Raw genomic sequence first — 25,479 nt, forward strand, 5'->3', positions numbered from 1 at the left:
AGTTTAGGCTGAGAAAGGATTCTTTGGAGAGGCAGGTGAGCGAAGGAGCGACTGCCATTTCCTGCCTTGAGAGCTACTTTGGCGCGGTGCCTGATCCACGCGCGCCCAACGCCACGCACCGGCTTGGCGACCTGATCGTGATGATGATCGCAGCAAGCCTGTGCGGCGCCAGCAATGCGACGGAATTTGCCCTGTTCGCGCAGGAGCGCAAGCAGGCGCTGTCGCGGCTGATCGACTATGACGCAGCCCCCAGCCACGACACCTTCTCGCGGCTGCTGCGCCTGCTCGACCCGGAGGCCTTCGGTCGCGCCTTTGCTGCCTTTGCCGCAGCTTTCGCCCGAGCCAGCCGAGAGACGCCCCGAGGTGGTGTCGCTTGACGGCAAGGCTTTGCGGCGGGCCTACGAGAAGGGCTTGGCAGCCAGTCCGCCGTTGACGGTGTCGGCCTTCGCCACCGAGACCCGGCTGTGCCTGGCGGCAGTCTCGCCGAGCGATGGTGAGAACGAAGTCGAGGCCGCGCTCAAGGTCGTCGAACTCATTGATCTTACGGGCAGATTGGTCACCGCCGATGCGCTCCACTGCCACACCCGCATGGCTGCGGCCATTACCCAAAGAGGTGGCGATTACCTGCTTGCGCTGAAGGGCAACCGTCGTCATTGGCTGCGCCGCGCCAACCTGCAACTGGCCGACGCCACCCCTTCCATTGCCGAGCGCACCGAGACCAGCCACGGCCGCAACGAGTGGCGGCAGGCCGAGATCGTGGCGGCGGCCGAGCCGCTGATGCCTGGCCACCAGGCCTTCATCCGCATCACCAGCCGGCGCGATCAGGCCAGACCTTTGATGCGCCTGTTCATGGCCTCCACGCTCATGTCGCCGCAGCGGGCGCTCGACCTCACCAGAGCTCATTGGCAGATCGAGAACGGCCTGCATTGGATGCTCGATGTCCATCTCGATGAGGATCTCAGCCGTGCCCGCAAGGACAATGCTCCCGCCAACACAGCCCTTCTCAATCGCCTCGCCAGAAACATCCTTCAGGCCGCCGATGCTGCCAAAGTTCCCATCAGCCATCGCATCAAGAAATGCGCCTGGAACGACGACTATCTCATCAATGCCATCACTCATATGCGATAGCCCTGCCTTACAGGGGGAGATGGCCGGCAGGCCAGAGGGGGGTGCTGTCCCGCCAACATTTCTGATCGCCTACCAGTCCATCACCACCTTGCCGGAATTGCCGCTCTTCATCGCTTCGAAGCCGGAAACATAGTCGTCGATGCCGATGCGGTGGGTGATCAGGCCGCTGACATCGAGAGGACCCTGCACCAGCGCAATCATCTTGTACCAGGTCTCGAACATCTCGCGGCCGTAGATGCCCTTCAGATGCAGCATCTTGAAGATGACCTTGTTCCAGTCGATTTCGAAGCCGGTCGGCGCGATGCCGAGAATGGCGATCTTGCCGCCATTGTTCATGGTGTCGATCATGTCGCGGAAGGCAGGGGCTGCGCCCGACATTTCGAGGCCGACGTCAAAGCCCTCGGTCATGCCAAGCGCCGGCATCACGTCGCGCAGCTTTTCCTTCGATGCGTCGACGACATGCTGAACGCCAAGCTTTTTCGCCAGTGCCAGGCGCACCGGGTTGATATCGGTGATGACCACTTTTCGCGCGCCGACGCACTGCGCCACCAGTGCACCCATGATGCCGATAGGCCCGGCGCCGGTGACCAGCACGTCCTCGCCGACGAGATCAAAGGACAATGCGGTGTGAACAGCATTGCCTAAGGGATCGAAGATCGCCGCGATCTCGTCGGGCACGTCGTCGGGGATCGGCACCACATTGTGCTGCGGGATCGCCAGGTATTCGCCAAAGGCGCCCGGCCGGTTGACGCCGACGCCGAGCGTGTTGCGGCACAAATGCCCCCTGCCCGCCCGGCAGTTGCGGCAATGGCCGCAAACGATATGGCCTTCGCCGGAAACGCGCTGGCCGAGTTTGTACTCGGTCACCGCCGCACCGAAATCGGCGACGGTTCCGACAAATTCGTGGCCGGTAACCATCGGCACCGGCACGGTCTTTTGCGCCCACTGGTCCCAATTATAGATGTGGACGTCGGTGCCGCAGATCGCCGTCTTCCTGATCTTGATCAGCACGTCGTTGGGGCCGATCTCCGGCACCGGCACTTCTTCCATCCAGATGCCCGGCTCGGCCTTGGCCTTGACCAGCGCCTTCATCATGTTCGACATTCTTTTGTTCCCCAGAACCTTAGTCGCTTGAACCTCTTGATCCGGAATCGCTTTTCGGTTCCGGCCGTTCAGGAAATCACGCCGAGTTCCCGACCGACTGCGGCGAACGCCTCAACCGCGCGATCGATGTCTGCGCTGGAATGGGCGGCCGACATCTGCGTGCGGATGCGCGCCTGGCCCTTCGGCACCACCGGGAACGAGAAGCCGATGACATAGATGCCGCGCTTCAGCATCCGCGCCGCCATCTCCTGCGCCAGCGTCGCATCGCCAAGCATCACGGGGATGATCGGGTGGTCAGCGCCGGCCAGGGTGAAGCCGAGCTTGCCCATCTCGGACCGGAAATGCCCGGCATTGTCGTAGAGCCTCTTCCGCAATCCATCCCCGACTTTGATCAGTTCGAAGACCTTTATCGAGGCGCCGGCGATCGCCGGCATCAGCGTGTTGGAAAAAAGATAGGGCCGCGAGCGCTGGCGCAGCCAGTCGACCACCGGCTTCCTGCCCGACGTGTAGCCGCCCGACGCTCCGCCCAATGCCTTGCCGAGCGTACCGGTGATGATGTCCACCCTGCCCTCGACGCCACAATGTTCGGCCGAGCCACGGCCATTCCTGCCGACGAAACCAACTGCATGGCTGTCGTCGACCATCACCATCGCATCGTATTTGTCGGCGAGGTCGCAGACGCCCTTCAGATTGGCGATGGTGCCATCCATCGAGAACACGCCGTCGGTGGCGATCAGCCGGAACCGGCAGTCGCTCGCGTCTTTCAACCGCGCCTCCAGATCGGCCATGTCGTTGTTGGCGTAGCGGAAGCGCTTTGCCTTCGACAGCCGCACGCCGTCGATGATCGAGGCGTGGTTCAGCGCATCGGAGATGACCGCATCCTCCTCGCCGAGCAGCGTCTCGAACAGGCCGCCATTAGCATCGAAGCAGGAGCCGTAGAGGATAGTGTCCTCCATGCCGAGGAAATCAGAAATGGTCGCCTCGAGCTGCTTGTGTTCTTCCTGCGTGCCGCAGATGAAGCGCACCGACGCCATGCCGTAGCCGTAACGGTCGAGCGCCTGCTTGGCTGCTTCCCGCAGTTCGGCGCTGTCGGCGAGGCCGAGATAATTATTGGCGCAGAAATTCAGCACCTTCTCGCCGCCCACCTCGATCTCGGCCGATTGGGTCGAGGTTATCACCCGCTCGGATTTGTAGAGACCTGCCGATTTCAGTCCTTCAAGCTCGCTGTCGATGTGGGAAAGGAATGCTTCGGTCATGATCAGGCCCTGTTGAGATCGATGAGGACTGTCGCGCCGCGCGGACGAAAAATCCATCGCAAAAGCGACCGCTTCGGTGGCGGCAATGGCACGGCAGAGGCCACGATGTTCAAATGCAGAGGCGCCGCGAAAGATTGCAATAACCACTTTGCGGGTTTCCCGCCACGGTCGTCGCCGCCGGCCTGTTGCCATCCCAAAGCTGTTAACACTTTGAAGCCAAAGGTTGTCGCACAAGAATTCGTTGGCGAGAGGGCCGACTCGGAAAATGTCGCAGCAGCCGGTGCACGCCGTTTCGGGCAGGCTTATACTCCTGATCAAGTCCGGCTACTGGCTGGCTCTGCTGATCATAGCCGCCATGGTAGTGGCGTCCTTCATCCTGCTGCAACAGGTGATGGCGACCCAACGGCACAATCAGGCGCTGCTCGATATCGTCAGCACACAAAAAGCCCTGTCGCAGCGCATCGTCTTCCTTGCCGGCGCAACAGGCAGCGCCTCGCGCGATCAACAGCACGCCCTGGTTAGCGCGCTCAAGCAAGCGACAGTGGAGTTCGAGAAGAACTACGATCTGCTGCTCGAGCGGACCGCCGCCGATCCGGTGTCGCCGGCAAGATTCGATCCGAAATCGATCGAGAGCGTGCTTTTCGCCAAGCCGTACCATCTCGACTATTTCTCGGTCGGGCTTATCGCCAACGGCGAGCGTCTGATCTCTTCATTCGAATCGCGGCTCAACACGACCGGCAGCGGCGGCTACAAGGGCGGAGAGGAGCGCGTTAATCTGGACGCTTCCGTTGCCAACGCAACATTGTCGGGCTACGCAGCACTCGGCCAGCGCATCAGCGCCTACGCGGACCAGCGCTCCGAAAGGCTCCTCGATCTTCATCGCACATTGTTCCATTCGACCATCGGCGTCATCCTGCTGGTGGCACTTTTCATTTTCCGGCCGATGTCGAATGCCATCTTGCGCCGGACGCGCGAGCTGGTCGATGCACGCAATTCCATGGCCTTCATTGCCGTGCATGACGGGCTGACCGGCCTGCACAACCGTACCTTCCTGACCGACCATTTCGATACGTTCATCAGTGGTGCGCAGCGAAGGCGTGAGCGGGTCGCCGTAGTGCAGTTCGACCTCGACCGGTTCAAGCAGATCAACGACACGCTCGGCCACGCCGCTGGCGATTATGTGCTGGTGGTGGCCGCGCAGCGCATGCGCGATTCCTGCCGGACGTCGGATCTCAACGTGCGTCTCGGAGGCGACGAATTCGTTGTCGTCCTCAACGACGCCGGCAGCACCGCGGACATCGATATCGTCGCCAGACGCATGCTGGCCAAACTCAATGAGCCGGTCATCTTCCAAGGCACGACGATCCATCCAGGCGTAAGTGCCGGGATTGCGGTCTACCCCGTCGACGCCGACAATGCGCAGGACCTGCTCGTCCATGCCGATCTGGCACTCTATTCAGCCAAGAGGCAGGGCGGCGGCAGTTTGTCGTTCTTCTCCGATGAGCTGAGGCGCGAACTTGATAATCGCAAGCAGCTCGAACTCGACATCAGGATCGCCATCTCTGAGAAGGCGTTCGAAGTCTATTTCCAGCCGCAGGTGTCGCTGTCGGATGGCGCTATCAGTGGCATCGAGGCTTTGGTTCGCTGGAGGCATGCCGAGCGCGGCATGATCGCGCCGGGCGAGTTCATTCCGATCGCAGAAAAATGCGGCTTGATGCCCGAGATCGGCCGCATCGTTATTGCCAAGGCGATCGACGAAGCAGCCGAATGGAACCGCGCAGGCATCGCCTTCGGACGGATCGCCGTCAATGTGTCCGGCTCGGAGCTGCGCGAGACAGATTTCGAAGTCTTCCTGTTCGGTACGCTGGAGAGGGCTGGCCTGCCCGCGCACAAACTATCGCTGGAGATCGTCGAATCCGTTATTCTCGATGACGAGAAGACCGGTATCGCGGCAAAGCTGCGGCACATCCGCGCCGCCGGCATCCATCTTGAGCTCGATGATTTCGGCACCGGCTACGCATCGCTCAGCCATGTCAATCCAAACGAGATCGACCGGCTGAAGATCGATCGCCGTTTCGTCCAGAACATCAACGAGAACAGCGGCAACACCAAGATCGTGCGTGCCCTCACCGAGCTCGCCCGCGGTCTCGGCATCTCGATCGTCGCCGAGGGCGCCGAAACCGAAGCGGAGCTCGATTCGCTGATGGCGATCGGCTGCGACCAGGTGCAAGGCTATTCCATCGCTTTCCCGATGCCACCGGACAGGGTGCGCGAATGGCTGGTGGCCCGGGCGCCCAAGAAGGCCAGGCTGACGGTGCTGCAGGGCAGCCGGGCGTAGATCCGTCATGGTTCGGGCTTGCGAACCGACCTGATGAGCCGAGGCGGAAGGTCATCCTCATCACCGGGAAATGCTGCCAGCAATTGTCCAATGTTGGGCACACGCGCCAGTTTTTCGTAGTCCTGAAATGACAAAATGACCGCCTGCTTGCGGCCGCGCCGCGTGATGGCCGCCGGTTCTCCCGCGACGACCTGATCGAGCAGCGCCGAGAGTGTAGTCCTGGCATCCTTCAGCGAAATTTCGCGCATAGCGTTTTCCTAGCCTAATTCTAACCTTCGACATTGGCCCGCAGCGCGGCCAGCACCTGTGCAAACTCCGCCAACCTGTCGTCGGATAATCCCTTCCGCAGCCGCTTGTCGAAGGCTAACGCGGCGGTGCGCAATTTCAGGAACAGCGCTTCTCCGGCTTGGGTCAGCTCCACCTGGTGAACCCGGCGATTTTCGGGATCGCGGCGCCGTATCAGCAGGCCTTGCGTCTCCATGGCGTTGAGATGATGGGTCAGTGTTGCGCCCCGAATACCGATCATGCCGGCGAGCTCGCGTTGGTTGGCCAGCTCCCGCGACTTGACCGACAGCAAAGTCACCCAGACCGGCAGCGTGCCCCCCGCCTCGACCAGGGCAGCGTCGAAAGCCTGCGCGACCAGCTTGGCGGTGCGGGCGAGATTCATCCCGATCGGCGGGCGGTCAAAGGGCGTCATGATCCGACACTAGAACAAGGGCAAAGCCTATGGAACCGGCTCGAGCTTATGCGTTGACATCTAATCATTTGATATCTATCCATATGGTTAGCGGTGGGCAAGAGAGGAAATGCGGTCATGCAATATGTCTACATCATCGTCCTCGGCCTTCACGTCATGGCGGGTGTGTTCTGGGCCGGCACCACCATCGCGGTTGCCCGCGAACCGGAGATCCGGGCGGAACGTTTCTTCCGGCCGCAAATGGGCGCGGCCGGCGTGGTTTTCCTCACGGGTTTGCTGCTCTGGTATTTCTTCCACAACGGCTCCTTCGGCTCGATGGAGAAGGTCCTGGCGCTGGGCATCTTGACTGCCTTGATTGCCGCCGGGGTCCAGGGCGCACTGGTGGGTTCCGCCAGCAGGCAGTTGGCCGGCGCTGATGCGGCGACGCAAACCCAGTTGCGCGCGAAGATGACAAAAGGCGAACGCATCGCCGGCGGGCTGCTGGTCATCACCGTGTTCTGCATGGCTACCGCCAGGATGTTTTGAGCGGCCTGCCGCAATCGCAAGATCGTACGGTGTCCGGCCGCAAGCCGGCGGCGTGCGCGGCGCGCAGAACGAGCCGAAGTACCGTGGTGGCTCTCCGTACGGAGGTTCGGCTGCGCGCCACCAATCAATCCAAAATATTCCTCAGATTCGCAAGCCGAACCTGATGCCGTCATAGATGGCGGCGTGGATGTTGCGCGAGGCTACTGCATCGCCGATGCGGAAGAGCACGAAACCGGCGTGAGGATTGCGCACGGGAAAGATGTCGCCGCCATTGACCAGCTTTTCGTAGTCGATCGCGCCGGCGTTCTTCGACAGCGGCTTCAGCGCCAGATAGAGATCGTCGAGCGGCAGCGTGCCGTGCTCGACCACCACCTGGTCGACGCGGCGCTCTCCGCGCCAGCCATCAGCGAAGTCGGAGGCGAGCTCGGCGATCAGCTGGTTGCCCTCGCGCCGCACCGAACGCAGCCGTGTGTTGATGGTCACCGTGACACCCTTTTCCTGGAAGGCGCGCATGTAAGGCACATGGTTCATGCCGCCCATTTCCGGCGCGAAGAAGCGCTCTGGTGAAACCAGCTCCAGCCTGGCGCCGCTGTTGGCGATCAGTTCGGCAGCACCCATGCCCTGATGGCCGCCATTGTCGTCATAGAGCAGCACGTTCTCGGCCGGCTTGACGCTGCCGGCCATGATGTCCCAGCTCGAGGTGACGAGATCGTCGCCCGCAGTCAGAGGCGGGTTCTGCGGCAGGCCGCCGGTGGCGATCACCACCACGTCCGGCGACAGCGCCAGCACGTCGTCCTTCTCCGCCCAGGTGTCGTAGCGGATCTCGACGCCGAGCCGGTCCAGCTCGGCCAACCGCCAGTCGATGATGCCGATCAATTCCTTGCGGCGCGGGTTCTGCGTTGCCAGCCGCACTTGGCCGCCGGCCTGGCTCGATGCTTCCAGCACCGTTACCTGGTGCCCGCGCTCGGCGGCGACCCGCGCTGCCTCCAGCCCGCCGGCGCCGGCGCCGACCACGACCACCTTTCGCTTCGGTCCCTCGGTTTTCGGGATGATATGCGGGATATCAGCCTCGCGGCCCGTTGCCGCATTGTGGATGCACAGCGCCTCACCGCCCTCATAGATGCGGTCGAGGCAGTAGGTTGCACCGACGCAAGGACGTATCTCGTGCTCGCGGCCCTCCATCACTTTTTTGACGATGTGCGGGTCGGCGATATGGGCGCGCGTCATGCCGACCATGTCGAGCTTGCCGGTGGCGATGGCGTAACGCGCGGTGGCGACGTCGGAAATCCGCGCAGCATGGAAGGTCGGGAATTTCGTCGCCGCCCTCACCTCGCCGGCGAAGTCGAGATGCGGCGACGACCGCATGCCGGTCACCGGAATGACTTTTGTCAGCGCGGCATCAGTCTCGATCGAGCCACGGATGATGTTGAGGAAATCGACCTTGCCGGAGCCGGCCAGCCGCCTGGCGATTTCGACGCCTTCCTGTTTCGACAGGCCTTTCTCGAAATCCTCGTCGGCGACCATGCGGATGCCGACGACGAACTTTTCGCCGACCGCGGCACGCACCGCATCGAGCACCATTCCGGTGAAGCGCAGCCGGTTGTCGAGCGAGCCGCCGAAATCGTCGTCGCGCTGGTTGGTGGCCGGCGACCAGAAGCCGTCCATCAGGTGGCCGTAGGCCTCGAATTCGATGCCGTCGAGGCCGGCAGCCTGGCAGCGCTGGGCGGCCGCCGCGTAGTCGGCGACGATGCGCTCGATATCCCAGTCCTCGATAATCTTGGGAAAGGCGCGATGCGCCGGTTCGCGCACCGGCGAAGCCGACAGCACCGGCAGCCAGTCGGCCTTGTTCCAGCCGGTGCGGCGGCCGAGATGGGTGATCTGGATCATCACCTTGCAGTCATGCTCGTGGCAGGCATCGGTAAGCTCGGCGAGCCACGGCACGATGCGGTCGTCATAGACATGCAGATTGCCGAAGGCGGCCGGGCTGTCGCGCGAGACGATCGCCGAGCCGGCGGTCATGGTCAGCGCCATGCCGCCCTTGGCCTTTTCGGCATGGTAGAGCCGGTACCGCTCCTTTGGCATGCCGTCCTCAGAATAGGCCGGCTCATGGCTGGTCGACATCACCCGGTTCTTCAGCGTCAGATGCTTGAGCTGATAGGGCTGGAGGAGCGGGTCGTTGTTAGTCATCGTCTTCCTGCTGTTTCAAATTGTGCTAATGAGCGGCAAATTTTTGTTTTTACGCATGTCGCTATCCCAAAATCGCTGCGCAGTTTTGGGCGACATGCAGCAAGGAACCTGCTCATGACCGATACGAAAAACCTCACCCAGCTCGGCACCAACGTCGAGGCGCCACAGAGCCCTGAAGCGGCAGTCCTGGAAACCGTGCCATTTTCGCGCGGCGACGGCCCGCCGGCCATCGTTCGCTTCACCTGCCCGGAATTCACTTCGCTCTGCCCGGTCACCGGCCAGCCGGACTTCGCCCATATCGTCGTCGACTACGCACCCGATGCGCTGCTGGTGGAATCGAAGTCGCTCAAGCTGTTCATGACCTCGTTTCGCAACCATGGCGCGTTCCACGAAGAATGCACCGTCATGATCGGCCGCCGCATCATCGCCGCGACCAAGCCATTGTGGTTGCGCATCGGCGGCTACTGGTATCCGCGCGGCGGCATTCCGATCGACGTGTTCTGGCAGACGGGCGCCCCGCCGGAAGGTGTGTGGCTGCCCGACACCGGCGTCGCCCCCTATCGCGGGCGCGGGTGAGCCTGAGTTTCTGAGGAAAATACGTTGCATCAGTTGAGCGGGAGCCGCCGGTAGCGGCCGGGATTGTTCGGGTCGCTGAAATGGCCCATCGGCCCGTGTTCGGCGAAGTGGCCCGCCCAGCGTTTCATCGCAGCCGGATCGAGTTCGACGCCCAGCCCGTCACCCTCCGGCACGCGCACCGTATTGCCCGTCTGGCGGAAAGGACCGTCCTTGATGACATCGCCGATCTGCCAGCGAAACAGCGACTGCGATGCTTCGGTGATCCACGGTGTCGCCGCCACGACGTGCAGATAAGCCGATGTCATGATGCCGAGATCGTTCGAATAGCACCAGAACCCCTTGCCCATCGCCTCACAGGCGGCGATGAATTTCAGAGTTTTCGACAATCCGCCGAGTGCTGCGAAATTGCAGACGAAGTAATCCGGCGCACCGAGCGCGACTGCCCGTCTGAGATCCGGGATGTGCGTGGAGAACGGAATGCGCGAATGCTGGCGCAGCGCTGCCATCTCCTCGAAGGTCGCGACCGGATCCTCGTAATTGCGGATGTTGAACGGCTCGATCTCGCGCAGTACCCAGCGCGCTGTGGTCAGCGACCACTGCATGTTGGAATCGAGTTTGATCTGCGCCTTATCGCCAAGCGCCTCGCGCAGCATGCGCACTGTCCTGATCTCGAGCTCGGGATCGCCCATGATCAGCTTGCCCTCGAAGATCGTCGAGCCGTGCTGTTCTCGCATGCCGAGACAATAGTCGACGATCGCTTCGGCGGTCATCTCGCCGCCGGCTCCGCCTTGAGCGGGGCGAAAGGCGAAATATTCCGAAAACGGAATGTCCTTGCGCACCGCGCCGCCGAGCAGCTTATAGAGCGGCATGCCGAAGACCTTGCCTCTTATATCCCAGAGCGCCAGTTCGATGGCGCCGAACGCCACCGTGGCTGCGTTCTCGCCGGTGTTGGCGGTGATCTGCCAGGGCGGCACACAGCGCGCCTCGCAGTCGGCGATGTCGAGCGGATCGGCGCCAATCAGCGCCGGCGCGATCTCGGCCTTGATCACCTCGCCGAAATGCCACCATGGCGCCTCGCCCAGTCCGACCACGCCTTCGTCCGTCTCGACCTCGATGATCGATTTCGAGGCGCCGCCGTAGAGACCAGCCGTCCACCAGAACGGAGCATCGAGCGGGACGTTGACGTGGGTGACGCGGATGTTGCTGATCTTCATCGGTTCCGTTCTCACTCACACTGGTATTGGCTGAGCGCCCATTCGCCTGTCACCGAGAGCAGGTCCGATATCTTCCAGTCGCCGTCGACCTTTTTGAGCTTCCATTCCAGTCGGTGCGGATTGCCGGAGGCGACGAAAGCGACAACGACCTTGGCCTGGTCGCCCTTGACCGCTTCGATGGTCTTCAGGCTCTTGTCGATCTCCGCCTCGTCGTATTCGGCATTGTCGAGCGCCATGTTGGGATCGAGGCACTCGCCCTGCCCCGACTTCCGCAGCGCATCGCTCTTGTCGAGCACCGACTTCGCCGGATCGGTGAAATGGCCCCGCTGAGCCGGATCGACCTCGAGCCCGGCATGCTCGTAGAACGGCCTCACCACCGCCGTCGGCGAGCCAGGCTGCACGGGTGCGGCCGGTGCGTTTTCTGCCGGCGGCTCTGCCGGCGGAGGTGCCGCGTTGTCGGCCGGCGCGTCTGCGGGCGACGCGCCCAACAGGCCCTGAGCGGCGGCGCTGCTCAATCCGGCCAGCAGGCACGCAGTCGCCAGAACCCAGGGACGGCAGCGGAGCACGGCATCACTCCGGGGTCTGCCCGGCCAGACATTCGAGCGCACTCAGCGTCCAGCCGCTGGTCTTCGAGGTGATGTCGGCGACCTTCCACTGGCCATCGATCTTCCTGAGTGACCAGACCATTTCGCGTTTGGAATCATCGCCTTCCGGGAAAAGGCTGAACGTCGCCGTCACCTCGGCGCTGTCGCCATCCAGCGTTTCGGCCAGCGTCAGCGTCTTGGCCACGGTCTTCTCGTCATAGTCCTGCGCATCGAGACCAGGGGCGAAGTCGATGCAGGGAACTTCATCCGGATGGTTCTTTGCCGCGTTGTCGTTCAGTTCGAACAGTTTCGTCACCGGCGCGGTGAAGCGGTCGCGATATTGCGCATCGGCCTCGAATTTGACCGACGGGACATAGAAGAACTTCACGGCGTTGGCAGCAGGGCCGGCAAACGCGGCCGCCGGCAAGGCCATCGAAAGCGCGGCAACAAAAAGTGGCAGTTTCATGCGTGTCCCCGATTGTTCACTGACGGAAGCTATCAGTACCACGCATCTTGCCTGTCGGCTTTCTTGCGGTCCATGAAATCCTGCAACGCGTCCTCTGCTGGCAACTCAGGCGTTCAGCCAGACGTTCTGGAGATCCATCTCGAAGGTTTGGTGGACAGCGTAGTTCTTCACCTTCTCGTTCATGTGGCTGAACAGCTTCTGCCAAAACGGCTGAATGATGACGCCCGAATCCTGGAGGATCTGCTCGATGTCCTTCATGACCTCGCGGCGCTTTTCCACGTCGATGAGCGAGAGAGCCTGCTTGAGCTTGGCGTCGAAATCAGGATTCGAGTAGCCGGTTTCGTTCCAGGCCTCGCCGGTGCGATAGCCCAGCGCCAACACCTGGACGCCAAGCGGGCGCATGTACCAAATGGTCATGGAATAAGGATATTTGGTCCAGTCGTTCCAGAAAGTCGAACCCGGCAGCACGGTGCGCTTCACCTTGATCCCGGCGTCGCGCAACTGGCCGGCAATAGCGTCGCCGGTATTCTTTTGCCAATCGTCCTCGACGGTGATCAGTTCATGCTCGAAGTCGGCCTGCTTGGCCTCGGCCATCAGCTTCTTGGCGCCCGCGGCGTCACGTGTCTTCTTGGGCAGCGCGAAGTATTCCGGATGAATCGGGCTGACGTGATGGTTTTCACCAACAGTCCCTCGCCCGGCATAGCCAAGTTCGAGCACCGCCTGGTTGTCGACGGCCATTTGCAGGGCGTTGCGGACGCGCTTGTCATCGTAGGGTTTGTGCGTGACGTTGGTCCGGGCAACGAGCGTGGTCGCTGTCGCGACCTCCGATTTTACCAGCCCCATCTTGTCGAGGATGTCTATGAAGTCGGCGGGCGTCTCGAAGTTGAGATCGATTTCGCCGGAGTCGAATGCATTTATCGACGCGTTGAAATCGGTTCCGTAGTCGATGAATTCGACGCCGTCGAGCAGCGCTTCACCGCCCCACCACTTGCCAGTCTCACGACGCTTGACGACCGCTTTCTGGCCGACCGCATAAGACACCAGTTCGAACGGCCCGGTGCCAATCGGCTTCTCGATCGGATTGGCACCGTCGGCGTCGAAGTTGCGATGGACCACCAGCGCCGGATAGTCGGTGAAGTTCGGGATCAGCGAGATGTCCGGCTCGTTCAGCTTCAGCTTGACCGTGTTGTCGTCGACCTTGGTGATCGCGCCATCCCTGGCCTTGCCGGTTTTTGCGTCGATCAGTGCACCGACGCGCGCGGCCATGGAATTGCCGGCTGCAGCCTTTTCGCACCAGCGCGTCAGATTGTAGGCCACATCATCGGCGCCGAAAGCATCACCATTGGTCCAGGTGATGCCCTTGCGCACATGCAGCACATATTCGGTGGCGTCGTCATTGACCTCCCAGCTTTCAAGCAGAACCGGCTCGAAAGTGAACTGGCGGGTGTAGCGGACAAGCGGCTCGAGCCAGCAGCGTGAAATGTTCGCAAGTTCCACCCAGTCGTAGGTGCGCGGGTCCTTTTGTGCCTTCACCGACATCGAAACATGCAGCGTGCCGCCTTTCTTCGGCTCTTCAGCCAAAGCCCGTTCTGGCACGGCAAGACCGATCATGCCGTAGGCAAGGGTCGTCGATGCGCCGAAAGCGCTTGCCAGAGCCAGAAACTCGCGCCGATCCACACGACCTGCACGCGCCTCGCTGGCCATCGCTTCGATGGCGCTCGGTACGCGATCACCATTGCTTCTGAAGAGTGTCATTTTTTCCTCCGTTATGGTTCCCATCGGGTCTTCGCCCGTTATCAACTAACGCTGTCCGGTAGTTTCTCCTCGCGCCGCGCAATCAAATCTTTGAGACCATCGGCGATGCCCTCATCGAGCTTCGGCTCCTCATAATCGGCGAGCATGTTGCGCGCTTTCTCGCGGCCGCGGGTGTCGTGGTCCTTTGCTCCTTCCGCCTTCCACTGTTCGAACGAATTGAAGTCCATGATGCTCGGTATGAAGAAGGCGGACTCGAAATGCTGGAGCGTGTGTTGGGTGCCGAGGAAATGGCCCTGCGGTCCGACCTCGCGGATAGCCGCCATAGCCTCCTTGAAATCGTCGAATGGCAGCCCGCCAGCATATTTGTACCAGCCGACAAGCTGCTCGCAGTCGGTGGCAAATTTCGAATAGCCGCAGGTCAGGCCGGCCTCGAGCCAACCGGCGGAGTGCCAGATGTAGTTGGCGCCGGCAAGGATGGCGGCATGCATCAGCATGTTCGCCTCGTAGCCCGCCTGGGCGTCGTTCAGCTTCGAACCGACATGGAAACCGGACGTGCGCCACGGCAGCCGATACTTCCGCGCCAGCGCGCCCATGAGATACATCATCTGGGCCGCCTCCGGCGTGCCGCCCATGGGAGCGCCGGTCTTCATGTCGACCGTCACCATGAACTGTCCGTAGATCTGCGGCGAACCCGGACGCAAGAGCTGTGTGAACGCGACGCCCGCCAGCGCTTCGGCATTGACCTGCGCGACCGCACCGACTGCAGAGGCCGAAGTCGAGGCGCCGCAAAGGGCGAAGGGCGCGAGGATCAGCGGCTGGTTGTGGCGCGCATAGACTTTCATCGCGTCCAGCATGGTGGCATCCCAGACCAGCGGCGAATTGCAGTTGGTGATCGCCACCAGGACCGGGTTGTCGCGGACATAGTCCTCGCCGAACACGATGCCTGCCATCGCCATCGTGTCTTCGGCTCGATCTTTGGAGGTCACGATGCCCATGAACGGCTTGTCGGAGTGCTTCAGCGCTGAATGGATGATGTGGAGGTGACGCTTCGGCACCGCGATTTCCATCGGCTCGCAGATGATCGAGCTCGACGAATGCAGCGCCGGCGCCATGTAGGCCAGCTTGTGGAAATTGTTGAGGTCGGCGAGTGTGCCGTAGCGCCTGTTGTTGTCGAGGTCGCGCACATAAGGCGCCCCGTACATCGGCACGAAGATGGAGTTGTTTCCACCCACACGTACGGAACGCTGGGGATTCCTCGCATTGAGCGTGAACTCCGACGGGACCTTCGAGACGAGGTCCATCAGCAGGGCGCGGTCGATCCGGACCCTTGTCTCGGAGACATCGGCGCCCGCCGCCTTCCACATTGCGATAGCCTCGTCGTCGCGGAACTCGCATCCCACCTCTTCGAGGATGCTGAGCGACTCCTGGTGGATGAGCTCCACCGCCTCGTCCGGGACCATCTGATACACAGGAATCTTGCGAATCAGGGTCGGGAATGACGCTACGGGAGCTCCCCGCAGCGCCTTGCGCCCCAGGCGGCCACCCGCGCGACGATTGGTATGTTCGCTCACTTCAACGGCCGGTGCGTTCATGGAGGCTCCATCTTCCTGTCTCGATCAATCTAGCCAGACAAAATGCAGCTGTGACGCTGGAAAATCCTGATCTCTTGTATAAGCTCAGCTTATGCGAAGCTTGCGCCATCTGCTGCCCTCGGCCGGCAGCCTGATCGTTTTCGAGGCCGCCGGCCGGCTGTCGAGCTTTACCGCCGCCGGGCGGGAGCTCGGCATGACGCAGGCTGCCGTCTCCTATGCGATCCGTGGGCTCGAGGAGCAGCTCGGCGCCAAACTCTTCCAGCGCCGCCACCGGCAAGTCAGCCTTACCGAGGCCGGCGATCGCTTTCACGCCGACGTCTCGCTCGGCCTGTCGCACATCCGCAAGTCGGCGGAAGATCTGCGCCAGATCGCCGTCGGCGCTCACGTGACGCTCGCCGCCTCGACCGCATTCGCCTCGTTCTGGATGATGCCGCGCCTGCAGCAGTTTCGCGACGAACTGCCGGGCATCGACCTGCGCATCCAGACCGCGGACCGCGATCTCGACATCATCGCCGAAGACATTCCGCTCGGCGTCCGCGGCGGCGAGCCCAAGGAATGGCCGGATTATCATTCGCTGCCGCTGGCCGATGAAGTGATATTCCCCGTCGCCGGCGTTAGTTATGTGGCCCGGTTCGGGCTGCCGGCGAACGTGAAGGACCTTCCATCGCATCGTCTCATTCATCTCGAAGAGCCGTTTCGCGAGGCCGCCAGCTGGGACGAATGGTTCGCCTCGGCCGGTGTCGACATCGCCGATGCGGGGCGTGGCTTGCGCATCAACGACTATGCGCTGGTGATCCAGGCAGTCATGGAGGGGCAAGGCATCGCGCTCGGCTGGGGTCATCTCGCCGAGCGGCTGCTGGCATCAGGGCTGCTGGTGCGCGTCACCGGCCACACAATGACGACCGGCAAGGGCTTTCATGTCATCTGGTCGAGGAACCGCGAGCTCAGCGACAACGCCCGCAAGGTGCGGGACTGGCTGGCGGCGCAAGCGTGAGGCTATCCCACAATGCCCGGTCAAACCGTCACGACGATCTTGCCGAATTGTTCGTTCGACTCGAGATAACGATGCGCCTCGACGATCTGATCAAACGGAAAGGTTCTAGCGATTGCGGGCTTCAGCGAACCCGATTTCAGTCCATCAAGGATGAATGTCTTGGCGGCCTGTAGCCGGGCCGGATCGCGCACGATCTCGTGGACGAGATAGCCGCGCAGCGTCAGCGTCTTGCCTAGCACTGCAGGTAACGGAAAAGGTGTCGGGTCGGGGCTCAAGCCGCCATATTCGATGAGAATGCCGCCTGGCGACATCGCTGCCGTCAGAGGCTCGAAGATCGGCCCGCCGACCGCGTCGAACACCACGCGCACGCCGTCCGGGCCGGCGATTTCCTTCAACCTGGCTTCCAGATCCACCTCTGCCGAGGCGATGACGTGGGCCGCGCCGAACTCAAGCAGAGTCCGCTTCTTGGCGGACGTCCGTGTGACGGCGATCGGCGTCGCGCCAACCAGGTTGGCAATCTGGATCGCCGCCAGTCCGACGCTGCTCGATGCCGCAGTGATGACGACAAAGTCCTTCCTGCCGAGTTTGGCAATGTCGATCAGCGCACCGTAGGCGGTGAGATATTGCATCCACGCAGCGGCGGCCTCTTTCCAGCTCAGCGATGGTGGATGCTTGACGACGAGCTCGGCGGGATATGTGGCAATCTCACCATAGGCAGGCCAGCGGGCCATCGACACTGGCGGCACGATGCTGACGGCATCGCCCGGCGCAAACCCGTCCACGCCTTCGCCGACCGTTTCGACGAGGCCAGCGGCCTCAAGCCCAAGACCGGAAGGCAACGGCGCGGTTTGGATATATCTGCCTGAACGCAGCAACGCCTCGGCCCGGTTCAGACCCAACGCCTTGACACGGATCTGGATCTCGCCTCGTCCCGGCGCAGGCATGTCGACATTCTCGATGCGCAGAACCTCGGGACCACCAAGCTCATAAAAACGAACGACACGCGCCATCGGTCACAACTCCAAAATATTTGAACTGAATAGGCTATGCCAGCGGCGATCGGGCAGATAAATAGCCGCTTGAGTAGATCAGCAGAAACTGTGGGTTTTGAATATGGATCGCCTTACGAGCATGGCCGTGTTCGTCAAAGCCGTCGACCTGGGCTCGTTCGCGGCGGCGGCGGCGGCTCTTGATCTATCCGGGCCGATGGTCGGCAAGCATGTCCGGTTTCTCGAGGAGCGCCTGGGCGTGCGCCTCATCAACCGGACCACGCGCCGCCAAAGCCTGACAGATTTCGGGCGCGCCTATCATGAACGCTGCCGGCTGGTGCTTGCCGAAGCAGAGGCCGCGGATGCGCTCGCCGCCGACCAGCTTGCCGAACCGCGCGGAAAGCTGCGCGTCCTCATGCCGGTGCATTTCGGCCGGCGCTGCGTTGCCCCGATCCTGTTCGGGCTTGCGCAGCAATATCCGGCGCTGGAACTTGACCTGTCGTTCAGCGACGCCCTCGCCGACCTCGCCGAGGACGGCTGCGACCTTGCCATCCGAACGGGCGATCTGGAGGACCAGGCCGGGGTGATGGCGCGGCGCGTCGCGCGCCAGCACATGGTCGTCTGCGCGTCGCCATCCTATCTCGACAGGCACGGCCAGCCGCAGGCGATAGATGACCTCGGCAGCCATCACGCGATCATCTACCGCCGTTCCGGGCGTGCCGTTCAGCCGTGGCTGTTTCCACGCAATGGCCAGCCTGCGACGGAGGTCAGGCTCGCCGGCAGATTGCGGCTCGACGATCTCGATGCCATCGCCGATGCCGCGGCCGCCGGCATGGGGCTCGCCTGGCTGCCATACTGGCTGGTTCGCCAGCGCATTCAGGCGGGCGTACTTGTCCCGCTATTGCCGGAACAGCCGAGGTTTCTCTATGACGCCCATGCGCTGTGGCTGCAGACGCCACATCTGCCGATGAAAGTCCGCCTTGCCGTCGATGCACTGGCGGCAGCGCTGCCCAAGCTCATGAGTTGAAGGCACGGTCGCGGTCAGCTGCGTGGATTTCCTCGAGAACGACCCGACGATTGAACAATAATCTATATGGTAAGATTTCGAATATACAGGAGGTAAACCAGAACAACTGTTAGCGATATCGAAATAAACGTCCAAATAGTGAACAAAATTACTCTTGCAATACGACTCTTTCGACGCTGTATCCATCGAGCGAAGTTTACCATTAAGTAATCTAGGATGACGTCCAAATGTCGCCTCCAACGGCCATTCGCTTCAGATTTTGGCCTTCGCCCGACTAAATCCACTAAGTCAATTGGGGGCCAAGCCCATTCACTTCAACAATATTCCTATCTCTACATCGTGGCGGGACAGCACCCCCCTCTGGCCTGCCGGCCATCTCCCCCGCAAGGGGGGAGATTGGCGGTTCATGCGTCCCGCCAACCTTTGAGACATTGGAGACTGGCGGAGGCCGAGGCGACGTCCGATCTCCCCCCTTGCGGGGGAGATGGCCGGCAGGCCAGAGGGGGGTGGGACGGAGCGCAACGGAGCAGTCTCCCTGCCTTGCAACAATCAACGCTATTCTCCCCCTCCCGCATCGGCCACGAATCCGCCTATAGTGCTGCCATGCCCATCCGCCAGCTTTCCGAAACGATGATCAACCAGATCGCCGCCGGCGAAGTCATCGAGCGTCCGGCAAGCGTGGTCAAGGAACTGGTCGAGAACGCGCTCGATGCCGGCGCCACGCGTGTCGAGATCGTCACCGCTGGTGGCGGGCTGAACCTGATCCGCGTCAGCGACGACGGCTCGGGCATTCCGGAAAAGGAACTGGCGCTGGCGATCGCGCGCCATTGCACCTCGAAGCTCGCCGACAATATTCACGACATCCGCTCGCTCGGCTTTCGCGGCGAGGCCTTGCCGTCGATCGGCTCGGTGGCGCGGCTGTCGATCCGCTCGCGCACAGCGTCCAGTGAAAACGCCGCCGAGATCGGCATCGCCGGCGGCCGCGTCTCCGCCGTCAGGCCGGCGGCGGCCAATCGCGGCACCACGGTCGAGGTGCGCGACCTGTTCTTCGCCACGCCGGCGCGGCTCAAATTCATGAAGGGTGAGCGCGCCGAAGGCTCGGCCATCGGCGACGTGGTCAAGCGCATCGCCATCGCCTTTCCCGCCGTGCGCTTCACGCTGGCCGGCCCGGACCGCTCGACGCTGGAGCTGCCGGCGACCGAGGACAGCCCGGAAGGCCGGCTGCGCCGGGTGGCACAGGTGATGGGCGCCGACTTTCCCGACAATGCGATCGCCATCGACGCGGTGCGGGACGGCGTGCACCTCGCCGGCCATGTCTCGGTGCCCTCCTTCACCCGCGCCAACGCCCTGCAGCAATATGCCTATGTCAACGGCCGCCCGGTGCGTGACAAATTGATCGCCGGCGCCATTCGCGGCGCCTTCGCCGACGTGCTGCCGCGCGACCGCCATGCCGTCACCGTGCTGTTCCTGACGCTCGATCCGGCGATCGTCGACGTCAACGTCCATCCGGCCAAGGCCGACGTGCGCTTCCGCGATCCGGGGCTGGTGCGCGGCCTGATCGTCGGCGCCATCCGCGAAGCACTGGCCCATGCCGGGATCCGCGCCGCCACCACCGGTGCCGCCGGCATGATGGCAGCGTTCCGGCCGGGCGCGGCATCCTATGCGCATGGCGGCCCGGCCAACGGTCACCGCAGTTACGAGGCCGCCTATCGGGCGTCGGGCTTTGCGGGTTTCGACCCTGCCCGTTCGCCGCAGCGGCCGCTCGATATGGGCTCTGCAAATGGCGGCTTCGGCGAGGACGAGCAGGCGGCCTTCGACGCCGGCCCACTGCACAGTGCCGACGCGCGCGCCGGACAGGATCAGGCGGCAGAGACGCTGCTCGGCACGGCATTGGGCGCGGCGCGCGCGCAAGTGCATGAGAACTATATCGTCGCCCAGACCAGGGATTCGCTTGTCATCGTCGACCAGCATGCGGCGCATGAGCGACTGGTTTACGAGGCCTTGAAGAACGCCCTCCACTCACGCGCGGTGCCGTCGCAGATGCTGCTGCTGCCCGAGATTGTCGACCTGCCGGAGGAAGACGCCGAGCGGCTTGCCATGCACTCCGAGACGCTGGCCCGCTTCGGCCTCGGCATCGAGCGCTTCGGCCCAGGCGCCGTTGCGGTGCGCGAGACGCCGTCGATGCTCGGCGAGACCAACGTCCAGCAGCTGGTGCGCGACCTCGCCGACGAGATCGCCGACAATGACACGGTCGACACGCTGAAGGAGCGGCTGGACAGGATAGCCGCGACCATGGCCTGCCACGGCTCGGTACGTTCCGGCCGCCTGCTCAAACCGGAAGAGATGAACGCTCTGCTGCGCCAGATGGAGGCGACGCCCGGCTCCGGCACCTGCAACCACGGCCGCCCGACCTACATCGAGCTCAAGCTGGCGGATATCGAGAGGCTGTTCGGGCGACGGTAAGCATTACCTGCGCAATGCCAAGCGAGGCACCCGCTCAGTTCACCAATTGATGATACTTCTTAGTTTTAAGAGAGAAAACATAGTCCATTGTATAGCCAGCGCCGCCGCCACGAAAGTTTACTGAAATGATCTCGGCGATTTTTTCCGTCTGTTTTTGAACATTCCTGTAGATTGGCGTCATCAGCATTCCCGCGTCGCAATTGTCGTCATCGAACTCGATCTCTTGATAGACTTTCTTGCTTCGCTTGCCGATGACTTGCAATTTTCGCATGCAAATTCCGGCTTCGGTTTTCGCGTAGATGCCTGAAAACCTGTCGGTGGCGGTCTGCGCCCAGAACGGGATCTCAACGGTTCCGTCAATCTTCCCGTCGCCGGTATCGTCCAGGCTCGCAACTTTCTTGAGCGTGACGGGATGTTTGTCCGCACCCTTGCTCCAGGTTCCTGTTGCGCCGCTTTCACCAATGTCGAGAGAAAATGGGCATCCACTGGTGTCGACGGGCGTTTTCGAACCCATGACCAGCACCCGGTCGAATTCCTTGTCGTCCGCAATCTCGCAAAGGGATACGCTGGTGCCGTTGATCTTGCCGTACACTGCTATCGGGCTTTGCTTCGCGTCGTAGAAATAGCTCCCCTCGACCGTAATCCCGCTGCCGAAACTGTCATTCCTCTGCAGCGACAGATGGACTGGGTTAGGCCCAATGAAACCTTCGTAGTTTTCGATCTGATACCAACCCGCGACGGCATTTTGGCTGAACAGCAACAAGAAAAAAATTGCGGAGATAAACTGCATTCCCATGTCGACCCCTCGCCATGCTTCGCAAACGCAATCAACATAGACGCCGGCCTGGCTCATGTCTGCATCGCAATGGTCGTCAGTAACGGCTCATGGTTTGAGTCGGGAAAAAGCTTCAATTATCTGAATCATCTCTTCAAATTCACCACGATAACGCCGCCGAGCGCCAGTGCGCCGCCGAGGATGCCGAACAGCGTCGGCACCTCGCCAAGCCAGAAGAAGCCGATCAGCGTCGCCACCGGCGACACCAGATAGAGGAAGTTCGAGGCACGCGCCGCGGGCAGTCGGGAAAGTGCTGTTGCCCAGGCAGCGTAGGCGATGAGGCTGGGCACGATGCCGAGAAAGATGACGGCGCCGAGCCCGGCGGTATCGGCGACCGCTGCCTGCGCCAGACCGCTCGGCAGGAATGGCGACAGGCAGAGCGCGCCAAGCACCATGTTCGAGGCCGAGATGGTCAGCGGGTGGTGGCGACCAAACAGCGGCTTCTGAACGATGGTGTTGACGGCCGAGCACAGCGCCGAGCCGAGGACAAGCAGCGCACCATTGTTGAAATGCAGCCCCTGCCCCTCGCCCATGGCGATGATGCCGATACCGGCGAAGGACAGGAATGTGCCGGCCCAGGCCAGGCCTGAGAAGCGTTCGCCGAGCAGCGCCATGGCCATGATCGCAGTGAAGATCGGGCTGACATTGATGATGAAGCCGGCCGCACCTGCCGAAACAGTCAGCTCGCCGAAATTGAGCATCACCGTGTAGAGCGCGACGAAGACGGCACCACCGAAGGCAAAGCGCCAGAGTTCGTCGAGCCTGGGCAGCGCCGGCCGCTTGACCGCGAGGAAGATCGCCGCCGGAACCGCGGCGATGGCAAAGCGCAACGCGCCGAGTTCCAGCGGCCCGAAGGCGGCAAGGCCGGCGCGGATCGCCGGAAAGGCGGAGGCCCAGCCGACCACCGTCAGCGCCACCGCGATGGCCGCCGTGGCATCCATACGCTGTGTCGTATTCAACGTCCCGGTATAGACGCTCATCTCGGTGTCCTCGCGATCCAATGCCATGAAGTAGAGAAACGCTATTGCGCGTCGATTGACAAACGAACAAATCGAGTATCACCTGTGACTATGGATCACAGCTCAGACTCGATGCTGCCGCTTGAAACCCTGCGCGCCTTCGATGCCGCGGCGCGGGCAGGCAGCTTTTCGGCGGCGGCCGAGAAGCTCAACATCACCCATGGCGCCGTCAGCAGGCAGATCGCCAAGCTCGAGAACTGGCTCGGGCTGAAAGTCTTCGATCGCGGCGCGCGCGGCGTCTCGCTGACCGTCGAGGGCAATCGCCTGCATCTGCGCACCACCGAAGCCTTCGCCCTGATCGCCAGCAATTCGGATCGCTGGGTCGAGCCGCGCGGCACGGCGGTGGTGCGGCTGACCTCGATCCCCTCGGTCAGCGGGCTGTGGTTGATGCCGCGCATGGCGGCGCTGGAGAACCACCCGTCCAAGCTGCGCATCGTGCTCGACGTCGACATCCGCCAGGGCGATCTTGCCGACGAGGGCATCGACCTGTCGATCCGCTGCGGGCGCGGCCGCATTCCGGGCCGGATCTCGGTGCAGCTTTTCGAAGAATATGTGTTCCCGGTCGCCTCGCCGGAATTGGCCAGGGAGATCGGCCGCGGCGATCCGGCCCGGCTGCTCGAATTTCCGGTGATCAACGATTCCGACGCTTCGGCGTGGCGGGCCTGGTTTGCGGCGCAGGAGATGGACTATCGGCCGCGGCCGCACGACCGCCGTTTCGAGGATTACAACCTCGTGCTCGACGCCGCCGCGCACGGGCTCGGCATTGCGCTGGCGCGTCCGCCATTGACGGTGGACCAATTGAAATCGGGCCGCATCGTCGCCGTAGACGAGCGCGGTGCCCTCAGCCCGATATCCTACTGGCTCGACCGGCCGCTGGGGCGGCCGCGCGCCGCGGCAGCCGAACTTGCTCGTCGCATCGCAGTCCAGGCCGGGCTGCCAGCGGAGAGGATCGAAGAGTTTATCATCGCCGAAGAATGAGATGCCTGAAGCGCGTCGCGTTCGACCGGCCTCATGCGACGCGCTTCAGGTTCTTGTGTTTATGCATGTCGTTATCGCAAAACCGCTGCACACTTTTGCGCGACATGCATTGGCATCCGCTTTGCCGGCTTGTTCGAGCAAGTGTCACCAGAAACAGAGGCAGGCAAAGCCAACCAAGCTTGACCTCGCCGCAATTTGTGGCGATGACATCGTCATGAATTTCGGCTCCACCCCATGATGAACCGTTTCGAAGGCCCCGGCGGCAAGGAAGCCCGCATCCGCTATCTCGACGGCGACTTCCAGGTGACTAGCCCCGGCGCCTTCGTTCGCTGTGCGGTGACCGGCGAGAGCATCCCGCTCGACGAGCTCAAATATTGGAGTGTCGCCAGGCAGGAACCCTATCTGAATGCCGCTGCATCATTGCGCCGCGAGATCGAAGCGCATCCGGAACTGCGCCGCCGACGGTAGTCTGACGCAAATGCAAATCGCTCCGTTGCGATCCTTCGCGCGCCGTCTCCTGCCGCGACGTCAAGCCAGCGACACCGAAACCTTAGAAGTTATCTTGAAATAAAAAACCCGCCTCGGGGCTCGAGGGCGGGTCGTCGGCGAATCATCGCCATATACAAATTAGTAGCATAGCTGCCGGCACAAAGCAAGAACAAAATACACTCGACCGGCGGAAAAATTCCGGTCCCCGCATTGCCTCGGCCTCAAGCTGCCGGTCAGCCTTTAAGCCTGCGCTGCCGCCAGGCATCCAGCGTTTCGTCGATGATGCGTTGCGGCACATGGTCGAGCTCGAAGACGGTGTCGATCTCCAGCACATCGAGCCGGTCGAGGAATTCCGGCGGCGCTGCGCCGTGACGCAGGCGGGCAGCATCCTTGGCAGTGGTAATCAGGCCAAGCCCGGCTTTACGTGCCGTCGCCGCCAATTCGGCAAGCTCGTCCGCGCTGTAGAAATGATGGTCAGGAAACGGTCGGGTCAGCGCAAGCTCGCCGCCGGCCTCGGCTACGGTGTCGAAAAACTTGTCGGGATGGCCGATGCCGGCGAACGCCAGGAACCGCCTGCCGGCCAGCGTCACCGTGCTGCTCGGGGCGGTGTGCGCCTCGAAGATCGGCCTGCCGGCGCGCGCTGCCTGGCGCACGACCGTATCGGCCGCGGTGCCCTCGCCCATCTTCAGCAAGCCGCTGGTGAAGACCAGCTGGTCGACGATGTTCGCCCGCAGCGGTCCGCCGGGGATGACGCGGCCATTGCCGATGCCATGGCGCGCGTCGACGACGACCAGCGCATAATCGATGTGGATGCGCGCGCTCTGAAAACCGTCATCCATGATCAGGAAATCGCAGCCGAGCTTCTCCAGCAGAAGCCTGGCGCCGGCGGCCCGGTTCGGCGTCACCGCGACCGGCGCATGTTCGGCCAAAAGCAGCGGCTCGTCGCCGACATGCTTGGCGGCGTCGTGGTGCGGATCGACGACATGCGGCTGCGCGAAGGAGCCGCCATGGCCGCGCGACAGGAAACCGGGATTGAGCTGCATGCGCCGGGCCTGCTCGGCCAATGCGATCGCCACCGGCGTCTTGCCGGTGCCGCCGACCGTGAAGTTGCCGATGCAGAGCACCGGCGCCTCGACTTTTTCGCGCGGCGCGTGCCGCATGCGGCGACCGGCGATAAGCGCATAGATGGCGGAAAGCGGCGACAGCGCCACGACCCGCCAGTCCGGCTCTTCCCACCAGAAGGGCGGCGCTTCCGAGGTCACG

General features: G+C 62.6%; 24 protein-coding genes. 10 read left to right on the forward strand and 14 right to left on the reverse strand.

Features of this window, described 5'->3' with window-relative positions; translation table 11 throughout:
* Nucleotides 1-35 precede the first annotated feature (35 nt).
* Nucleotides 36-377: a transposase family protein gene (locus NKH05_RS23060; RefSeq protein ID WP_353026149.1), complete on the forward strand. Its 342-nt coding sequence runs from the start codon at nucleotides 36-38 to the stop codon at nucleotides 375-377.
* A gap of 34 nt (nucleotides 378-411) precedes the next feature.
* Nucleotides 412-1,128 carry an ISAs1 family transposase gene (locus tag NKH05_RS23065; protein ID WP_352858562.1) on the forward strand — a complete coding sequence of 239 codons (717 nt, stop codon included), beginning with the start codon at nucleotides 412-414 and terminating at the stop codon, nucleotides 1,126-1,128.
* Nucleotides 1,129-1,197: 69 nt separating this feature from the next.
* Here NKH05_RS23065 and tdh read toward each other — a convergent pair whose 3' ends face one another.
* The gene (gene tdh / locus NKH05_RS23070) at nucleotides 1,198-2,232 is read right to left on the reverse strand and encodes an L-threonine 3-dehydrogenase (protein ID WP_023717188.1); all 1,035 of its coding nucleotides are present in this window, start codon (nucleotides 2,230-2,232) and stop codon (nucleotides 1,198-1,200) included.
* A 68-nt stretch (nucleotides 2,233-2,300) separates the two neighbouring features.
* Entirely contained in the window at nucleotides 2,301-3,488 is a 1,188-nt protein-coding gene (locus NKH05_RS23075) for a glycine C-acetyltransferase (protein ID WP_352548954.1), read from the reverse strand.
* A 265-nt stretch (nucleotides 3,489-3,753) separates the two neighbouring features.
* Here NKH05_RS23075 and NKH05_RS23080 point away from each other — a divergent pair, with 265 nt between their 5' ends.
* A complete protein-coding gene (locus NKH05_RS23080; RefSeq protein WP_023717186.1) occupies nucleotides 3,754-5,826 on the forward strand; it encodes a putative bifunctional diguanylate cyclase/phosphodiesterase in 2,073 nt (690 codons plus the stop codon).
* 5 nt (nucleotides 5,827-5,831) lie between these two features.
* Here NKH05_RS23080 and NKH05_RS23085 read toward each other — a convergent pair whose 3' ends face one another.
* Nucleotides 5,832-6,074, reverse strand: coding sequence for a type II toxin-antitoxin system Phd/YefM family antitoxin (locus NKH05_RS23085; protein WP_023717185.1), 243 nt, complete (start codon nucleotides 6,072-6,074; stop codon nucleotides 5,832-5,834).
* A 20-nt stretch (nucleotides 6,075-6,094) separates the two neighbouring features.
* Nucleotides 6,095-6,523 (reverse strand): MarR family winged helix-turn-helix transcriptional regulator, encoded by a 429-nt coding sequence (locus tag NKH05_RS23090; protein WP_023717184.1) that lies wholly within the window; start codon nucleotides 6,521-6,523, stop codon nucleotides 6,095-6,097.
* A 117-nt stretch (nucleotides 6,524-6,640) separates the two neighbouring features.
* On the opposite strand from NKH05_RS23090, the gene NKH05_RS23095 reads away from it, so the two are divergent.
* Nucleotides 6,641-7,048, forward strand: coding sequence for a hypothetical protein (locus NKH05_RS23095; RefSeq protein ID WP_023717183.1), 408 nt, complete (start codon nucleotides 6,641-6,643; stop codon nucleotides 7,046-7,048).
* A 141-nt stretch (nucleotides 7,049-7,189) separates the two neighbouring features.
* On the opposite strand, the gene NKH05_RS23100 is transcribed toward NKH05_RS23095, so the two are convergent.
* On the reverse strand, nucleotides 7,190-9,235 hold the full coding sequence (locus NKH05_RS23100) for an oxidoreductase (protein ID WP_352640007.1): 2,046 nt from the start codon (nucleotides 9,233-9,235) through the stop codon (nucleotides 7,190-7,192).
* Nucleotides 9,236-9,349: 114 nt separating this feature from the next.
* Here NKH05_RS23100 and queF point away from each other — a divergent pair, with 114 nt between their 5' ends.
* Nucleotides 9,350-9,811 (forward strand): preQ(1) synthase, encoded by a 462-nt coding sequence (queF, locus tag NKH05_RS23105; protein ID WP_023717181.1) that lies wholly within the window; start codon nucleotides 9,350-9,352, stop codon nucleotides 9,809-9,811.
* A 29-nt stretch (nucleotides 9,812-9,840) separates the two neighbouring features.
* On the opposite strand, the gene NKH05_RS23110 is transcribed toward queF, so the two are convergent.
* From NKH05_RS23110 to NKH05_RS23130, 5 genes are all read right to left on the reverse strand, one after another.
* Entirely contained in the window at nucleotides 9,841-11,025 is a 1,185-nt protein-coding gene (locus NKH05_RS23110; RefSeq protein WP_023717180.1) for a mandelate racemase/muconate lactonizing enzyme family protein, read from the reverse strand.
* Nucleotides 11,026-11,036: 11 nt separating this feature from the next.
* The gene (locus NKH05_RS23115) at nucleotides 11,037-11,591 is read right to left on the reverse strand and encodes a hypothetical protein (RefSeq protein WP_353026154.1); all 555 of its coding nucleotides are present in this window, start codon (nucleotides 11,589-11,591) and stop codon (nucleotides 11,037-11,039) included.
* 4 nt (nucleotides 11,592-11,595) lie between these two features.
* Complete coding sequence (locus NKH05_RS23120; RefSeq protein ID WP_023717178.1) at nucleotides 11,596-12,075, reverse strand: DUF3828 domain-containing protein; 480 nt, start codon at nucleotides 12,073-12,075, stop codon at nucleotides 11,596-11,598.
* Between the two features lie 105 nt (nucleotides 12,076-12,180).
* Nucleotides 12,181-13,830: an ABC transporter substrate-binding protein gene (locus NKH05_RS23125; RefSeq protein WP_353026157.1), complete on the reverse strand. Its 1,650-nt coding sequence runs from the start codon at nucleotides 13,828-13,830 to the stop codon at nucleotides 12,181-12,183.
* Between the two features lie 41 nt (nucleotides 13,831-13,871).
* On the reverse strand, nucleotides 13,872-15,422 hold the full coding sequence (locus tag NKH05_RS23130; RefSeq protein WP_353012262.1) for a trimethylamine methyltransferase family protein: 1,551 nt from the start codon (nucleotides 15,420-15,422) through the stop codon (nucleotides 13,872-13,874).
* A 91-nt stretch (nucleotides 15,423-15,513) separates the two neighbouring features.
* On the opposite strand from NKH05_RS23130, the gene NKH05_RS23135 reads away from it, so the two are divergent.
* The gene (locus tag NKH05_RS23135) at nucleotides 15,514-16,416 is read left to right on the forward strand and encodes a LysR substrate-binding domain-containing protein (RefSeq protein WP_023717175.1); all 903 of its coding nucleotides are present in this window, start codon (nucleotides 15,514-15,516) and stop codon (nucleotides 16,414-16,416) included.
* A 20-nt stretch (nucleotides 16,417-16,436) separates the two neighbouring features.
* On the opposite strand, the gene NKH05_RS23140 is transcribed toward NKH05_RS23135, so the two are convergent.
* The gene (locus NKH05_RS23140) at nucleotides 16,437-17,426 is read right to left on the reverse strand and encodes a zinc-dependent alcohol dehydrogenase family protein (RefSeq protein ID WP_023717174.1); all 990 of its coding nucleotides are present in this window, start codon (nucleotides 17,424-17,426) and stop codon (nucleotides 16,437-16,439) included.
* A 103-nt stretch (nucleotides 17,427-17,529) separates the two neighbouring features.
* Between NKH05_RS23140 and NKH05_RS23145 the strand changes: the two genes are divergently transcribed.
* Together NKH05_RS23145 and mutL are read left to right on the forward strand one after the other, a co-directional pair.
* Complete coding sequence (locus NKH05_RS23145; protein ID WP_023717173.1) at nucleotides 17,530-18,432, forward strand: LysR family transcriptional regulator; 903 nt, start codon at nucleotides 17,530-17,532, stop codon at nucleotides 18,430-18,432.
* A 603-nt stretch (nucleotides 18,433-19,035) separates the two neighbouring features.
* Complete coding sequence (mutL, locus tag NKH05_RS23150; protein ID WP_352845216.1) at nucleotides 19,036-20,895, forward strand: DNA mismatch repair endonuclease MutL; 1,860 nt, start codon at nucleotides 19,036-19,038, stop codon at nucleotides 20,893-20,895.
* A gap of 34 nt (nucleotides 20,896-20,929) precedes the next feature.
* On the opposite strand, the gene NKH05_RS23155 is transcribed toward mutL, so the two are convergent.
* Nucleotides 20,930-21,748 carry a hypothetical protein gene (locus NKH05_RS23155; RefSeq protein WP_352962239.1) on the reverse strand — a complete coding sequence of 273 codons (819 nt, stop codon included), beginning with the start codon at nucleotides 21,746-21,748 and terminating at the stop codon, nucleotides 20,930-20,932.
* Nucleotides 21,749-21,816: 68 nt separating this feature from the next.
* Nucleotides 21,817-22,710: a DMT family transporter gene (locus NKH05_RS23160; protein WP_353026160.1), complete on the reverse strand. Its 894-nt coding sequence runs from the start codon at nucleotides 22,708-22,710 to the stop codon at nucleotides 21,817-21,819.
* A gap of 111 nt (nucleotides 22,711-22,821) precedes the next feature.
* Here NKH05_RS23160 and NKH05_RS23165 point away from each other — a divergent pair, with 111 nt between their 5' ends.
* Nucleotides 22,822-23,727 (forward strand): LysR family transcriptional regulator, encoded by a 906-nt coding sequence (locus tag NKH05_RS23165; protein ID WP_353000946.1) that lies wholly within the window; start codon nucleotides 22,822-22,824, stop codon nucleotides 23,725-23,727.
* Nucleotides 23,728-23,961: 234 nt separating this feature from the next.
* On the forward strand, nucleotides 23,962-24,195 hold the full coding sequence (locus NKH05_RS23170) for a DUF2093 domain-containing protein (RefSeq protein ID WP_031193470.1): 234 nt from the start codon (nucleotides 23,962-23,964) through the stop codon (nucleotides 24,193-24,195).
* 254 nt (nucleotides 24,196-24,449) lie between these two features.
* On the opposite strand, the gene lpxK is transcribed toward NKH05_RS23170, so the two are convergent.
* Complete coding sequence (lpxK, locus tag NKH05_RS23175; RefSeq protein ID WP_023717168.1) at nucleotides 24,450-25,478, reverse strand: tetraacyldisaccharide 4'-kinase; 1,029 nt, start codon at nucleotides 25,476-25,478, stop codon at nucleotides 24,450-24,452.
* Nucleotide 25,479 lies beyond the last annotated feature (1 nt).

Source organism: Mesorhizobium sp. M1399 (assembly GCF_040317735.1).
Lineage (GTDB): Bacteria > Pseudomonadota > Alphaproteobacteria > Rhizobiales > Rhizobiaceae > Mesorhizobium.